A 14791-nucleotide genomic window follows, 5' to 3' on the forward strand; every position below is an offset into this window, starting at 1 on the left:
CGGGCCAGCCGCTCTTCAACATCAAAGAAACCAGGCTGCTTCATCTGCCATCATCCCCAATCAACGCAGGAGAGATGGAATCACAGAGGAACCCTCAAATCCAGAAGGTTTTTCGAACCCTCCACCTTGCTGTCCAAAGCGGACCAGCGTGTGCGGGCCTATGCCATGACAGAATTTTCTGAAAAAATGTTTTATCTCTATCTTCAGATCAGCCTGCAGGGGCTGGATCTAATCGATGATGCTGGGCGTGCTGACATCGCGAGTGCAGATCCGCGTATTCTAACCCATATGCACCCGATTTTTGCGCGGAAAATGCTCAATGACCCGGTCTATTACGCACCCCCTCCGTCGATTGCACCCCTGGTCAACACAACGATTGGAATCTCCGTTCTCAACGAAATGACGCGAGCACAGAAAGAGATGCCATCGGACACCGGTTGCGTCTATGTTGATCTTGGCAGTGCCAGTGCAATGGCAAAGCATTATGGTGTTTCCCGCGGCAACGTCGCACGATTGCTGTCAAAAGTGCAAAACGCTGGCCATTATGGGCAAGATGACCGAGGTACATGGGTTTCAGCACAACTGTTACAAGACCATTATGTTCTACAAGCCCTCAAAATGGCTCATAGCGCATCAGCCTTCATCGAAGCACAGCAGCTGAGATCCGAGGAGGTTTCGATAATGCAACTACAGATTTCCACATGAACTGATAGCGCCTGCCGTATGACTATTCTCGGTTTTCTTTGGGGGAGAAGTTGATCGAAGCAGTGCTGCTATTAAGTCGCCTTAGGGTCAGGGCCGCCTTCGAATTGAACCGTTCAAAGATTGACTGAGACTTATTTCCTCACACGCCATAAGCTATGTCCGCTTCGAGGAAGCATGACGTTACGTTCTGGTGTCTGCGATGAGGCGTAAGCGTACCTGCTATTTGCGCCTTCATCTCGGGCGCAAAAATCTCTGTGCTTCTGTTTGCGAAGCAGACATTGCAAGATTGGATATGGATGGTCCACCAAGACCGCGGAGACGCCGTTCCGGTGCAGACCGGTCAAGACTGGCAAGGGAACGCCTCTCTTACGACGATGATCTGACAATCAAAAATGGCCAAATTTACGCCTGATGATCTCAACCTAAACTTTTGGAATGAGACATATCGTCATGAAGATCGGACTGGATCATTTGGATTTCGGACGGAGAACTAAGACGAGCTGTTTCGCAGCAGTGTCGGAGGGATCAGCATTCCCATAACAGAAACTACAGCCAAAAGACCTCCCACAATGGCAAGTGCAAGTGACAGGTCAGTGATCTGAGCGATAAACCCGAGAGCGGCAGGACCGGCCAGAATTCCTGAGTATCCAAGGGTTGTGATGGCAGAGACAGCAAGGTGTTCGGGCATATAACGCTGTCGTCCCACTGCCGAATAAAGGATCGGAACAACATTGGCACATCCTGCTCCTACGAGGGCATAACCAAATAAAGTGAGCTGCCATATAGGTACGACTGTAATCAGGGTCATTCCAAACGCAGCTAATAAGCTGCCGCCTGTAACTAGGAAACGCCCCGAAACACGATTTACAAGATAATCTCCGGACAGTCGGCCCAAAGTCATAGTGCATGCAAATGCAACATACCCTAATCCTGTGTACCGCACATCAATATGGCGAGAGGTCGCAAGAAAAACAGCACTCCAATCTATGGCTGCACCTTCAGTCAGAAATACAATGAAACACATCATGCCAATCGCGAAAACGACGCCATGGGGCAATACAAACGAAGCACTTTCTTCCGAATTGGTCCGCCCCGTAAGTAGCCCTGGCAGAGCAAGAATAGCGCTCAGAACTAACAAGGCTGCTACAGATACAGACGTGATGGTTGGAGAGAAACCAAGACTGAGCAGGCTACTGACAGCTACCGCTCCAAGCAGACCTCCCACACTGAAAAGGCCATGAAAACCGGACATCATTGTCCGTTTGCATGCACGCTCAACAATGACGGCCTGAACATTAACGACGCAATCAATGGTTCCAACGCCCGCTCCAAACACGACCAGTGCAGTCGCCAAAAGAGGTATCGAAGCAGAAGAGGCCAGAACTGGAAGAGCAGCACAGATAGCGAGGGTTGCAATGGCAATGATCCCACGACAACCGTAGCGACCCGACAGACTTCCAGCTGCCGGCATGGATACGATCGAGCCTGCACCAAGGCACAGCAGTAAAAGTCCTAGATGAGCATCACTCAGACCACATCGAAATTTTACATAAGGAATAATCGGTGCCCACGCGGCTCCTGCGAAGCCTGCAATAAGAAATGCTATGCGTGTGGAATATTGCGCACGAATTGAATCGGCTTGAGGACTTTTCAGCGAGAACAAATAAAAATTCCTTTGAAGGCATTGTGCACTCTTGTCACACCTCATATGCCGCAATCAAAAAGGGCGAGCAGATCACGGTCGCTAACCTGTTTTTTTGATCCAGATATCGCACAGCCTGCTTCCCCTCCAATCATGCCCCTCCGAACGCATCGGTCGGGCTAGATGGCAGCACATGGGCCAGATAGCGCAAAAGCTGCTCCTCCAACTCGTCAGAAGGGATAATTCCGGCGATGTAACCGTCCGGACGTACGAGCACCCAATGACCGGGTTCGATCCCGTATGCTTCAGCGATATGGCCACCATCGTCGACGAGTTCATGCCCCGCGCCAATGGTGACGATCCGGACACCCGCGCTGGCCGGCGCCCGGTCGTGCGACTGGTAGCCGAGCAAGGTCCAGTGTGGCCCTTGAAAAACCGTGTACAGCCGTGTCGGTTGCCCCGCCTGTCCGCGACAGGGCGCATCAGGGGCGCGATCGCCCGCCTGCACTTTGCCGCTCACCGAACTGGGCACGTTCAATGATGAACCGCGATAGCCGAGGTCGAGCTGACGCGCTTCGCGATCGCGTCGCATGGTGCCCTGCTTGACTTCCCCGAGCAGTCGCGTCGAGAGACGCAGCATGTTCAATGCGATCGGCCGACGCTCCGCCTCGTAGCTGTCGAGCAGTGCTTCCGGTGCCCTCGAGAGCACGGACGCAAGCTTCCAGCCGAGATTATAGGCGTCCTGAACGCTGGTATTGAGGCCCTGACCGCCGGTCGGCGGGTGAACATGCGCGGCGTCTCCCGCAATGAAGACGCGCCCGACCCTGTAGCGATCGGCCAGACGGGCACTCATCGCATAGACCGAGGACCAGGACACCGAACGGACCGTGATGTCCCCTCTACCAGTTCGTTCTTCAATGAGCGCGGTCAGCCCAGCCGGAGATAGATCGACCTCTTCGTCCAGAGCCACAGGAGCCTGAATCTGGAACAGGTCCGTGCCTGCCAGCGGGCAGATCATCACCTGCGTCGCCGGTGCACCGAACTGGAAACGATGCCAGACAGACCGATCCAACCCCTCCAGCCGCACATCGGCAACGATCGCACGCACGCCCAGTGCTTCTCCCGGAAAATCGATCGCCAATGCATGGCGCACGAAGCTGCGGCCACCATCGGTCCCGACGAGGAATCGGGCGCGGATAACCTGCTCGCCGCCTTGCTGTTCGATCCTCGCCATAACGCCATCATTGTCCTGCTGGAAACCGACCAACTGTGTCCCAAAATGTGGATGATGGCCCAGTTCGGCAAGCCGCTCCCGCATGACGGCTTCGGTGGCGAACTGTGGCAGCATCAGTGGTGCCGCATAGGGCTCGGCTGGTGTCGGAAAAACGTCCGCTTCCGTCAGAAGCGACATTTTATGGGTTCCATCAGGACGATACTGACACAGCGGCGGATAGGGTCCGCCTGCCGCAGCCATACGATCGACGATGCCGAGATCCTCGAAAATCTCCATCGTCCGGGGCTGGATGCCCTTGCCGCGCGACCCGCTGAACGGCTGCGTGTTCTGCTCGATCAGTCGGAACGACATTCCACGTCGGGCGAGGTCAATGGCTAGTGTCAGGCCCGCAGCCCCCGCACCCGAGATCAGGACGTCTGTATCGAAAGACACTGGCAGCTCCGCGAATCAATGTGTAATATTCACATATATGGTTTCCGCATCGAAAGCAACGAAAAACGTGAATAATGCACATGATTCTGAAATCCTGCGGGGACTCCATGCCGCGATCATCGATCTGGTCGATGAAATCAACCGGCCGCGTCGGGATGATCGTCTGATCGAAGAAGCGGGTATTCCGCTGGATCGGGCCCTGTTTCCGCTTCTGGCGCGCGTCTGGCGTTACGGTCCGATCGGCGTGGTCGAACTCGCGGATCGGACGGGCCGCGATCATACGACCATCAGCCGACAGATGGGCAAGCTGGAGGAACTGGGCCTCATCGAGCGCCATCCTTCGGCGGCGGACAAGCGTGTTCGAGAAGCGACGGTGACTGAAAAAGGCCGGGACATGGTTCGCATCCTCAATGCGGCGCGCGAGAGGCTGGCCAACCGCATTCTTGTCGACTGGACTAACGAAGACCTCGATCAGTTGCGGACACTTCTGCGACGCTTCGCTGATGACCTGATGCGGTGATGTTTGGCAACAGGCATGTCGGGCCGTCCCGTACAGGGCCCCGCTGCTCGGCAACATCTATTGTGTCGGGAGAGCCGCAGCGCTAGAAAGAGTGCGTCGGAAAAGGCAGGCTTGGTCTGGTAAGCCCAAGTCCTTCCAGTAATGGAAGCTCTGGTCTTTGGCTTCGTGCCTGAGACCCCCGCGACGAACGAAAGGGGCTGCAAGCGCCCCGCCGTTCGTCCCAGCGGGGCTCAGGTCCGAGAAACGCTCCGGTCGGACGATGACTCCGGAGTAGAAAAATGTCTGATCCCCTCTCTGCAATCTGCGATGTTCTGATTATTGGTGCAGGGCCCGTTGGTCTTTTTCTGGCCTGCGAACTGGCGCTGGCTGGGTGTTCGGTGCAGGTTCTTGAACAGGCGGCCGATGCCAGCACACCCTTGAAGCGCGCTCCTTTCGGATTACGCGGCCTTTCCGTCGCGACGATGGAAATCTTTGACCGGCGTGGCCTGCTGATGCCCCTCAAAGCGCGTATCCCGGAACAGGACATCGCATCGGCTGCGTCGTGGATGAGGCAGACACGCCAGCCTGCCGGACATTTCGCGGGCATCGACTTTTTTATGGATCAGATTGATCAAACACAGTGGGCTTATCGTCTGCCGTCCGCGATAAGCCCCATGGCTGCCGATCTGGAAAGTATTGAAGCGGTCCTGAAAGATCGCGCCCTGACACTGGGGGCTGTGATCAGTTACGGGATATGTGTCTCAGAAATTCACGCTACGGCTAACGATGTCAGTGTCCGGGCGGGTGAGACGATCTTTCGAGGAAACTGGCTTGTTGCCTGCGATGGCGGACGGAGCAGGGTCCGGAAAGCTGCAGGCTTCGGCTTCACGGGGACGGACCCCGAGTTCACGGGCTATTTCGCCAGGGTGGATCTTGCAGAGCCGCACATCCTCCCCGCAGGTCATCACGACACGCCGACTGGAACCTACATCTTTGATTCCCCTGACATGATCAGAATGGTCGAATTCGATGGAGGCGCCTGTCACAGGAGCCAAGCGATCACACGCGATCACATACAAACGGTCCTGCGGCGCATCTCCGGCACCGAAGTGGAGGTCAGGGCGCTCGGCCTTGCGACGACCTGGACCGATCGGGCTTTTCTCGCCTCTGATTACCGAAAGGGGCGTTTGCTTCTGGCTGGTGACGCAGCACACATTCATTCGCCCCTGGGTGGGCAGGGCCTTAACCTCGGTTTCGGTGATGCGATAAATCTGGGGTGGAAGCTAGCGTCAACAATCCGCAGGGACGCCGCTCCCGCCCTGCTGGATAGCTACCATAATGAAAGACGTCCGGTAGCCGAGCAGGTCCTTGACTGGTCCCGCGCGCAGGTCACGCTGATGCGGCCGAATCAGGGTTCCCGTGCATTGCGAGCCATTATGCATGACTTGGCCACGACGCGGGATGGGGCAACCTATATGGCCGAACGGGTGTGGGGGATTGGCGTGCGCTACAACCTGGGTGATGATCATCCTCTGGTGGGGCGGAGTGCACCCGATTTCGGGCTGAACGACGGGACGCGCCTGAACGAACATCTTCGACGAGGGAAAGCGGTGCTGCTCGATTTTGGCAGAAGTTTATGCTTGCATGAACTCGCCGTTCGCTATCAACACCGACTTTCCTATATCGACGTCGGTGTAAATGATCGTCTAGGCTTATGCGCCCTGCTCATTCGTCCTGACGGCTTCGTCGTATGGGCCAGTGGTCACCCCTCGGATTGCTCCGAAGCTGAACAGGCCTTGTCGCAATGGCTTTTATCGCCGCGTGCGGAAGGTCCGGTTTCATAATGGAGAATATAACAAATCAGATATTTTAGTACGTCTTGTATGGATGATCGCGACCTTATCCGCCTATGTTGCTTTCATTGTCCATCAAATAGTTTGATCTGACATGATCATCCAATACTGACGTAACAGCATCACGTAGCCACCCTGCAGAGGGATCACGATCACTGCGGGCCGACCAGATCATCGATACTGCCGGGATACGCAAATCCAGTGGAACGGGACGGATCGTTAAACCGAAATGCGCGGCATGCTGCTGAGCTATCCGGCTGGGAAGCGTGGCCAGAACAGGTGCGGCCGCCGCAGCCGCAAGCGCCGTCAGAAAATCCGATGCAGCAAGAACCACATTGAGTTCCTGACCAATCTTCATCAGCGCCTCTGACAGGCATCCCTGGATGTCATCTTTCAGCGTCATGAGTACATGGGGCAGTTTAAGATAACGCTCAACTGTAAGCACAGCATCCGGATTGATCAGGCCCGGGTTGAAGCAGCAGGAAAGAGACTGCTTGTACAACGATACACCACAATGGCGTTCCAACCCGAAATCAAAACAACCAACTGCGATATCCAACGCTCCCGTGTCCAGCAACGTATAGACCTCACTCCGCGGGGAACCACGTGACAGCAGTCGTATTCCGGGTGCATTCTGCTGCAAATAGGCCATCAGTTTTGGCATCAGAAAAACTTCAAGTTCGGACGAAAAGCCAAAACGAAAGATCCGCTGCTCCGTTGCAGGATCAAACTGTTTCTCGGGCATCAGAATGTTCTGAGCCTGCCTCAACAAGTCACCAACATGCGGCATCATGGCGGATGCTTTGGCGGTCGGCTGCATGACAGCGCCTGTTCTGACGAGCACATCATCCCCCAGCAACATCCGGAGAGTGGCGAGTGCATGGCTCATTGCTGGCTGCTGGATACGAAGGCGATGCGCCGCTTTTGTGACGCCACGCTCTGAAACAAGTGCGTCAAAAGCAATCAGAAGGTTAAGGTCGAAAGACCTAAGATTGAAATGATCAATGGGCTTCATGTTTCAGATCGATTTGTGTGATGTTTAGACGCACCCTAACTTCTGATGCGACGCAAAACAATCGCATTGGTTCAATCATGACAGCCGCTTTTCAAGTAGGTAGCGCCCGTATCATGCGCATTCCGGAACTTCACTGGGACAATGCAGATCCCCAAAAACTGTATCCGGACATTGATGCAGAGGCACTTGCAGTCTTTGGTTCGGCCTTGACGTCAGGGTCTTTTAACCCCGTGACCGGTACGCTCTCACAAGGAACACATGCGTGGCTTGTTCAGGTTGCTGGCCTCAATCTTCTGATTGACACCGCCACCGGCAACGACAAGCCGTTACCGGCCGCGCCAGCATTGGACCATCTGCATACACCATTTCTCGAACATCTTGCGGCAGCAGGCGTACAGCCGGAGCAGGTTAATGTCGTCTTGCATACGCATATTCATGCAGATCATGTCGGATGGAATACGCGCCTGCACCACGGAAAATGGGTGCCGACCTTTCCGAAAGCCCGTCATATCTTCTCGGCCATCGAGGCCCGATACGGTGCAAGCAATGACCGTATTGACCCTGCACCGGATCTGCCCCCGGAGATATTGGGGCGCCCAGATCATCGCCCGCTACCGCGCGTCTATGCAGATAGCATGCTCCCCGTCATCGAAGCTGGGCTTGGAGAAACGATTATAATCGACGGTCAAGAGGTTCTTGCGGGCTTCTCCTTTCATCCTACCCCCGGCCACAGCATTGATCATGCCTCGATCCGGCTGCGGTCAGACGGTGCGGAGGCGTGGTTTACAGGAGATGTCATGCATCATCCTCTACAGGTTTATCGTCCGGATCTACGGTCCGTTTACTGTGAGTTCGTTCAGCCTGCCGAGCGTTCGCGGCGGTGGTTTCTTGAAGAAGCAGCGGACACCGGGAGCCTTTGCTTTACCAGTCACTTCGCCGAAACAGGTGCTGGCTATGTCAGACGCCGTGCAGCAGGATTTGCGTGGGAATTTGCATAGTCGGACGCGGAGGACGCCAAATGACAAATCTGCTTACGAAAAACCTGTTCATTCCGAGTGATACGGCCGATATCTGGCTTCATCTACGCCATAAAAGGCGTTCGGATATCCAGATATTCGGGTCGCAGCGGACGATCCTGTTGATGCATGGTGCGACACTCCCGTCCGAAAGTCTTTTCGATGTGCCTGTTGGAGAGGGGGCCTTCATGGATATCCTCGCCCAGGAAGGGTTCGACGTTTACGCACTCAATGTGCGAGGTTTCGGAGGGTCAACACGGCCTGCTGGAATGGAAGGTACGCCTGAAGATGCTCCGCCTCAGGTCAGGACCGAAACAGCAATACGCGATCTAACTACAGCTGTTGATTATCTTCTTGGGACGCTTGCCCTCCCGCGCCTTTGCCTGATCGGAATGTCCTGGGGTGGCACGATCACCGGCGCGTATACGGCAACGCACAATGACAAGGTAGAGAACCTGACGCTGATTGCACCGCAATGGATCAATGACGGCGTTTCACGTCTGGATCCTGGCGGCCCCATACACGCTTATCGACGTTTCGATGTTCCGACTTTCCGTCAGCGCTGGTTGGAAGGTGCACCTGAGCAGAAACGCGAAGAGATCCTTCCGGTAGGATGGTTTGAACAGTGGGCCGCAGTTATTCTTGCCAGTGATCCAGCAGAACATGAGGGAGTGATCCGGGCACCTGCGGGGGTGATTCAGGACATACGTGACTACTGGTCCACTGGAAAATCTCTTTACAACCCCGAAGAGATCACGGTCCCGGTTCTTCTCCTTCACGCTGAGTGGGATCTCGATGTGACCATTCAACAGATGGGAAACCTGTTTCAACGCTTTCTCAATGCCTCGTACCGACGATGGACAGAGATTGGGGAAGGAACGCATATGGTGATTATGGAAAAGAACCGATGGCAGGTGCTTGAAGCTATTCTGCTATTTCTACGGACGGACAATCATTCCAGCAAATAAGGTCCCAGCAAGTTGTCCGATCTCTTTGATGTTGAAGCGCTTCTGGCCCGTTTGAGTGGACTTGACGCTCAACTCAAGGCGATTTGTCTGGCTGATTCAAACAAGACACTGACCTCTTCATAGTGCACATGACAACTAGATATTTGGTCCCGGAATGGGTGGTGACTTCTGCTTCCAAAGGTTCATACCCAGAAGCAGACAGTCTACCCCTCCTTGCCGTCATCCCGACAAAGCATTGTCTCAGGAGTTTCTGCATGTCTGAGGCAATTCACAACTGAATTTTCGCTGCCGTTCATTTTTGAAAGAAATCTGTGGAATTGTTACAGATTTTTAGATTTTCCCTCGGATTATCTATTCCTAAATTGTACTGCAAATACTCGGACAGATCCTAAATACATACCCCTGCATGAATCAGTCGCGAGGGGCGCAGCCCCCCCACCCAGTAAGACAGTTCATGCGGGCCCGTTACATCCCACAACGCCATATCCGCCCGCATCCCCTGACGCAGCATACCCACCTGCTGCCCCAATCCCAGAGCCCGCGCGCCCACAGACGTCACCGCCCGGAAACTCTCCTCGGGCGTCAGACGAAACAGCGTGCATCCCATGTTCATGACCGCTGTCAGGCTCAGAACAGGGGACGTCCCCGGATTGCAGTCTGTCGCCAGACCGATACCCACGCCATGCTCACGCAGCAATGCGACAGGCGGAAGCTGCTTTTCGCGGATGAAATAGAATGCGCCGGGAAGCAGCATCGCAACCGTCCCATGACGCGCCATGCTCATGACAGCCTGCTCATCCGCATATTCCAGATGATCCGCAGACAACCCGTGATACCGCGCAGCCAGAACCGTCCCTCCGCCCAGAGAAAGCTGCTCGGCATGGATGCGGACGGGCAGTCCAAGCTTCTGGGCCGCATCGAACAGGATTTCCGTCTGGGCGGGTGAAAAGGCGATCGTCTCGCAGAACGCATCCACGCTATCAACCAGCTTTTCTTCATGAAGAACCGGCAGAACTTCCTCGACCAGAAACGTCACATACGCTTCCGCACGTCCCTGATATTCGGGCGGCACCGCATGCGCGCCTAGAAACGTCTTGTGCACACGGACCGGCAGCTGCTCACCGATCGCCCGCGCCACCCGCAACTGTTTGAGTTCGTCCGCAAGGGTCAGTCCGTAGCCTGACTTCACTTCCAGAGTCGTGGTGCCTTCGCGGATCATCGTACGCACCCGCTTGAGGGACGCCTCCAGAAGCTCCTGCTCCGATGCCGCGCGCGTCGCCGCAACCGTCGAGAGAATACCGCCGCCCTTGCGCGCAATCTCCTCATAGGACGCCCCGTTCAGCCTTTCCGCGAACTCACGACTGCGATCGCCCGCAAACACGACATGCGTATGTGCATCGATCAGCCCCGGCGTCAGCCAGCCGCCACGCCCGTCTTCGATCCGGATGGCCAGATTTTCCGGCACATCCGGCAGATCCGCCTGCGCGCCAATCCAGCAGATCGCCCCGTCGCGCACGCCCACGGCACCATTGCGGATACATCCATACCCATCCCCGGCCGTGACAAGAGCCTCATCACCCGTCGCAAGATGGACATTGAGCCAAAGGACGTCCCACATGGTTCTTCTCCGAATTGTTCCGGTTATGGTGATATATGTATATACATATCAGTCAATCCCATTATGATCCTGGCCGGATAACGGAACCTGCTTGCCCAAAGCGCTTCCCCTCCTGCAACCTGGAATTTCGTGATGACCGAAGTGTTTGCAAAACAGGCCCTCCTGCCACAGGGGTGGCGCCGCAACGTCCAGATCACCATCGCCGCTGACGGGACGTTCGCCTCCCTCACCCCCGACAGTACACCTGGCCCGGATATGCAGCTTCTGGACATGGTCGTGCCTCCGCAGATCAGCCTGCATTCCCACGCCTTCCAGCGCGCCATGGCAGGGCTGGCGGAGCGGAGACAGAACCCGGACGACACCTTCTGGACATGGCGCACGCGCATGTACCAGCTCGCACACCGCATCTCCCCGGAGCAGATGCAGGACGTGGCCGCCTTCCTGTATATGCAGATGCTTAAGGCCGGTTATACGCAGGTTGCCGAGTTCCATTACCTGCACAACGCTGTCGACGGACGCCCCTATACGTCCCCGGCCGAAATGTCCTCACGCGTCGCCGCAGCCGCCACCGATGCAGGCATCGGCATCACGCTCCTTCCCACCCTCTACGCCCGTGGCGGGTTTGACGGCAGCCCGCTGAACGACACCCAGAAACGCTTCGCCAGCACCCCGGACACGATCGCCCGCATCCTGTCCGACCTCCAATCCGACTGGCGCGGCTCACAACTGGTGACAGCCGGGATCGGCCTGCACTCCCTCCGCGCCGTGGACATCCACACCCTCGGCGACCTGCTCCACGCAGCAGGCCCCGCCGCCCCGATCCATATCCACATCGCCGAACAGCAGCGCGAGGTGGAAACCTGCCTCTCCGTTACGGGACAGCGCCCCGTAGAACATCTGATGTGTCATCTGCCCGTCGATGCCCGCTGGTGCCTCGTCCACGCCACCCATCTCTCGGCCGCGGAAGTCACCGCCATCGCCCGCTCCGAGGCCGTGGCCGGTCTCTGCCCGATCACGGAAGCCAATCTGGGAGACGGCATTTTCCCGTTCGAAGCCTATGTCGCTCAGTCAGGGCACTTCGGCATCGGCAGCGACAGCAATGTCCTGCTCAGCCCATGGGAAGAGCTCCGTCTTCTGGAATATGGCCTGCGTCTGCAAAGCCAGAAACGCTGCGTGGCCCTCCCCCCGGACCACAAGGGGTCGATCGGCGCATGGCTGTACCGCCAGAGCCTCGCCGGGGGGGCGCAGGCCACCGGCCTGCCCCTCAGCGGTCTGCAACCCGGCGCCCGCGCCGATCTGTGCGTCCTCGACGAACAGGCCCTGTCCCTGCCCGATCTTCAGAACGACGACATTCTCGATTCCGCCATTTTCGCCACTTCAAGCCCCCCCGTCCTCCACGTCATGTGTGCCGGACAATGGCGCATCACCGATGGCCACCACCCCGACGAAGCCCGCCTGACAAGGGCTTTTCATGCAACCCTGCGCACCCTGATGGCTGCCTGAGATTTTCCGGATCAGAACCATGACGACCGTTTTCTCCTTTACCCCCGGCACCCTCCCGATCCTGATCACGATCCCCCATGCGGGCGACCGTCTGGCGCCGGGCATGGAAGAGCGTATGACCCCGCGCGGCAGAAAACTGCCCGATACCGACTGGTACATGGAGCATCTCTATGCCTTCGCACTGTCAAAAGGGATCGGCATCCTGCGCGCAAATTTCTCCCGTTATGTCGTGGATCTGAACCGCGGTCGGGATGACGCCGCCCTCTATGCCGGGCGGCCCAGCACGGGCCTGGTGCCGCTGCTGGGCTTTGACGGACAGCCCATCTATCAGGACGGTCAGGAGCCGGATGCCGACGAAATCGCCGTACGGACAGACCAGTACTGGCAGCCCTATCACGACGCCGTACAGGCCGAACTGATGCGCCTCCGGGAACAGTTCGGATGGGCGATCCTGTGGGATGCCCATTCCATCTGCTCCGAAATCCCCAGGCTATTCGAAGGACGCCTGCCGGACCTGAACTTCGGCACCAACAGCGGGGCCTCCTGCGCACCCTCACTGGCCGAAACGCTTATCGCCCGCGCAGAAACGCTCACCGCCTACACCCATGTCCGCGACGGCCGATTCAAAGGCGGCTACACAACGCGCCATTACGGCAAGCCAGCGGACAACATCCACGCCATCCAACTCGAAATCGCCCAGTCCACCTATCTGGCCTCAGAACAGGACCCCTGGCCCATCGACCTTCAGGCCTCCACCAGCCTCTCGGCCGCCATCGAACCCCTGTTGGCAACAGCCGCAGACTGGCACCCCGAAAGCTCCTGAACATCAACCGGGGGCAACGCAATACAAAAGGCCGTCCCCGTCCGATTCCAGCCGCCCGCCACTCCCTTCCGGCAGCACCAGATACGCCCCGGCCACGCAGGTCCGGGGCTGCCCCGACGCCCCCTCAAACACCCAGCACCCCTGCGCGACAACCACCGCGCGCGCCGCAGACACTTCAAAACCCGAAGCATCCCCGCCCTGAACCGCCTCCATCCGCCACGGGCGGTCCGCAGGATGCATCAGGTTCACCACCTGAACCGGCCCGTCCACAAGAATGGCCTCCACATCCAGATCGCCGGAAAACGTCAGAATCTCGCCGACCCGGGCAACCTTCCGCTCAGTCCCGTCCGAAAGACGAAGTCGCACGCCCTGCCCCGTCAGCAGCGCAATCTGCCTCGAAATTCCCGGAAACCGCGAGAAAGCGCTATCCTGCGTAATCTCCGCAACGCTCAGACGCCACTCTTCGCCAGAAACAATGACCCGCGTCAGGCCACCACCGTTTTTCCACGCCTGCGCGACGAGGTTTTCAACTGGCTGCGGCCCACGGGACAGCGGGAAAAGATTGTCATTTTCCGGATCCGGCTTCATATGGTCATACGCCTGCTTAGGGGTGTGTCTCATATGTAAGTACAACAACCCGGCAGGATCAGAAATGCTCTCCCGCCCACAGAGGGCAGACCAGTCCTCAAGAGAAGAAAAGGCAGCGGGCGCCGTGTCGCAGATCCTGGACAAGACGAAGACCATCGCACGTTACGAGCAGGTGAAAGCCTTCATCATCGAACGGATCGACTGCGGGGAATGGAAAGTCGGCCACCGCCTCCCCTCCGAACATGAATTCGTCGAACAGCTCGGCATTTCCCGGATGACGATCCACCGGGCGCTGCGGGAACTGACAGCCGAAGGGATCGTCCGCCGCGCACAGGGGGTCGGCACTTTCGTGGCCCAGCCCGCCAAACGCGTCGAACTTCTGGAAATCCGCGATATCATCGACGACATCGTCGCCAGCGGCCACCAGCACCGCGCCGAAGTCATCGCCGTGGAGACGGTGCGGGCCGACAGCGATCTGGCCACGGCGTTCGAACAACGCCCCGGCACACGCCTGTTCCGCTCCCTGATCGTCCATTACGAAGACGATGTGCCCCTTCAGCTTGAAGAGCGCTACGTCTCTCCGCATTTCGCCCCGGATTATCTGGAACAGGATTTCACCCGCATCAATCCGCACCGCCATCTTTACGGCATCGCCGGGCCGGAAGAGATCGAACATGTGGTCTTTGCCGTCACGCCCCCACAGGACATCTGCACCCTTCTGCAACTCGACGAACCGGAAGCCTGCCTGCAACTGATGCGCCGCACTTGGGTCGACGGCCGCGTCGTCATGAAGGGCATCTTCACCTATTCCGGTAACCGCTACAGCTTCGGTGGTCGCTACCGCCCCTAAAGACAACCCCCTGAAAACAACGCCCGGCGGATTGACGCCCCCGAC

The 14791-nt window shown here is 57.4% G+C and carries 13 protein-coding genes; 8 read left to right on the forward strand and 5 right to left on the reverse strand.

From position 1 onward, the window contains the following. A partial coding sequence (locus J4P41_RS13500) for a hypothetical protein (RefSeq protein ID WP_426067540.1) occupies window positions 1-705 on the forward strand: 705 nt, incomplete at its 5' end. 490 nt (window positions 706-1195) lie between these two features. Here J4P41_RS13500 and J4P41_RS13505 read toward each other — a convergent pair. Next, complete coding sequence (locus J4P41_RS13505) at window positions 1196-2176, reverse strand: MFS transporter (RefSeq protein ID WP_426067541.1); 981 nt, start codon at window positions 2174-2176, stop codon at window positions 1196-1198. Between the two features lie 322 nt (window positions 2177-2498). Next, window positions 2499-4013 (reverse strand): FAD-dependent oxidoreductase, encoded by a 1515-nt coding sequence (locus J4P41_RS13510; RefSeq protein ID WP_426067542.1) that lies wholly within the window; start codon window positions 4011-4013, stop codon window positions 2499-2501. Between the two features lie 67 nt (window positions 4014-4080). Between J4P41_RS13510 and J4P41_RS13515 the strand changes: the two genes are divergently transcribed. Both J4P41_RS13515 and J4P41_RS13520 read left to right on the forward strand, forming a co-directional pair. After that, window positions 4081-4533, forward strand: a complete 453-nt coding sequence (locus J4P41_RS13515; RefSeq protein WP_426067543.1) for a MarR family winged helix-turn-helix transcriptional regulator — start codon at window positions 4081-4083, stop codon at window positions 4531-4533. Window positions 4534-4811: 278 nt separating this feature from the next. Then, a complete protein-coding gene (locus tag J4P41_RS13520; protein ID WP_426067544.1) occupies window positions 4812-6356 on the forward strand; it encodes an FAD-dependent monooxygenase in 1545 nt (514 codons plus the stop codon). A 55-nt stretch (window positions 6357-6411) separates the two neighbouring features. Here J4P41_RS13520 and J4P41_RS13525 read toward each other — a convergent pair whose 3' ends face one another. Then, window positions 6412-7380, reverse strand: a complete 969-nt coding sequence (locus J4P41_RS13525) for a LysR substrate-binding domain-containing protein (protein WP_426067545.1) — start codon at window positions 7378-7380, stop codon at window positions 6412-6414. A gap of 77 nt (window positions 7381-7457) precedes the next feature. Between J4P41_RS13525 and J4P41_RS13530 the strand changes: the two genes are divergently transcribed. Both J4P41_RS13530 and J4P41_RS13535 read left to right on the forward strand, forming a co-directional pair. Continuing rightward, window positions 7458-8378, forward strand: a complete 921-nt coding sequence (locus J4P41_RS13530; RefSeq protein WP_426067546.1) for an MBL fold metallo-hydrolase — start codon at window positions 7458-7460, stop codon at window positions 8376-8378. A gap of 20 nt (window positions 8379-8398) precedes the next feature. Further along, window positions 8399-9364 carry an alpha/beta hydrolase gene (locus tag J4P41_RS13535; RefSeq protein ID WP_426067547.1) on the forward strand — a complete coding sequence of 322 codons (966 nt, stop codon included), beginning with the start codon at window positions 8399-8401 and terminating at the stop codon, window positions 9362-9364. A 388-nt stretch (window positions 9365-9752) separates the two neighbouring features. On the opposite strand, the gene hutI is transcribed toward J4P41_RS13535, so the two are convergent. Next, window positions 9753-10982 carry an imidazolonepropionase gene (gene hutI, locus J4P41_RS13540; protein WP_426067548.1) on the reverse strand — a complete coding sequence of 410 codons (1230 nt, stop codon included), beginning with the start codon at window positions 10980-10982 and terminating at the stop codon, window positions 9753-9755. 132 nt (window positions 10983-11114) lie between these two features. On the opposite strand from hutI, the gene J4P41_RS13545 reads away from it, so the two are divergent. Together J4P41_RS13545 and hutG are read left to right on the forward strand one after the other, a co-directional pair. After that, window positions 11115-12485 carry a formimidoylglutamate deiminase gene (locus J4P41_RS13545; RefSeq protein ID WP_426067550.1) on the forward strand — a complete coding sequence of 457 codons (1371 nt, stop codon included), beginning with the start codon at window positions 11115-11117 and terminating at the stop codon, window positions 12483-12485. 19 nt (window positions 12486-12504) lie between these two features. Next, complete coding sequence (hutG, locus tag J4P41_RS13550; RefSeq protein ID WP_426067551.1) at window positions 12505-13308, forward strand: N-formylglutamate deformylase; 804 nt, start codon at window positions 12505-12507, stop codon at window positions 13306-13308. Between the two features lie 3 nt (window positions 13309-13311). Here hutG and J4P41_RS13555 read toward each other — a convergent pair whose 3' ends face one another. Next, a complete protein-coding gene (locus J4P41_RS13555; RefSeq protein ID WP_426067552.1) occupies window positions 13312-13896 on the reverse strand; it encodes a HutD/Ves family protein in 585 nt (194 codons plus the stop codon). A gap of 64 nt (window positions 13897-13960) precedes the next feature. Here J4P41_RS13555 and hutC point away from each other — a divergent pair, with 64 nt between their 5' ends. After that, window positions 13961-14746 carry a histidine utilization repressor gene (gene hutC / locus J4P41_RS13560; protein WP_249197610.1) on the forward strand — a complete coding sequence of 262 codons (786 nt, stop codon included), beginning with the start codon at window positions 13961-13963 and terminating at the stop codon, window positions 14744-14746. Window positions 14747-14791 lie beyond the last annotated feature (45 nt).

The sequence above is a fragment of the Gluconobacter sp. NFX36 genome (genome assembly GCF_049887835.1).
Taxonomy (GTDB): Bacteria; Pseudomonadota; Alphaproteobacteria; order Acetobacterales; family Acetobacteraceae; genus Gluconobacter; species Gluconobacter japonicus_A.

Bases quoted from the DNA above. Each gene is read 5' to 3' on its own strand.
- J4P41_RS13530 (WP_426067546.1), top strand. From the start codon at position 7,458: ATGACAGCCGCTTTTCAAGTAGGTAGCGCCCGTATCATGCGCATTCCG.
- hutI (WP_426067548.1), bottom strand. From the start codon at position 10,982: ATGTGGGACGTCCTTTGGCTCAATGTCCATCTTGCGACGGGTGATGAG.
- J4P41_RS13555 (WP_426067552.1), bottom strand. From the start codon at position 13,896: ATGAAGCCGGATCCGGAAAATGACAATCTTTTCCCGCTGTCCCGTGGG.
- hutG (WP_426067551.1), top strand. From the start codon at position 12,505: ATGACGACCGTTTTCTCCTTTACCCCCGGCACCCTCCCGATCCTGATC.
- hutC (WP_249197610.1), top strand. From the start codon at position 13,961: ATGCTCTCCCGCCCACAGAGGGCAGACCAGTCCTCAAGAGAAGAAAAG.
- J4P41_RS13505 (WP_426067541.1), bottom strand. From the start codon at position 2,176: ATGCCGGCAGCTGGAAGTCTGTCGGGTCGCTACGGTTGTCGTGGGATC.
- J4P41_RS13545 (WP_426067550.1), top strand. From the start codon at position 11,115: ATGACCGAAGTGTTTGCAAAACAGGCCCTCCTGCCACAGGGGTGGCGC.
- J4P41_RS13520 (WP_426067544.1), top strand. From the start codon at position 4,812: ATGTCTGATCCCCTCTCTGCAATCTGCGATGTTCTGATTATTGGTGCA.
- J4P41_RS13525 (WP_426067545.1), bottom strand. From the start codon at position 7,380: ATGAAGCCCATTGATCATTTCAATCTTAGGTCTTTCGACCTTAACCTT.
- J4P41_RS13535 (WP_426067547.1), top strand. From the start codon at position 8,399: ATGACAAATCTGCTTACGAAAAACCTGTTCATTCCGAGTGATACGGCC.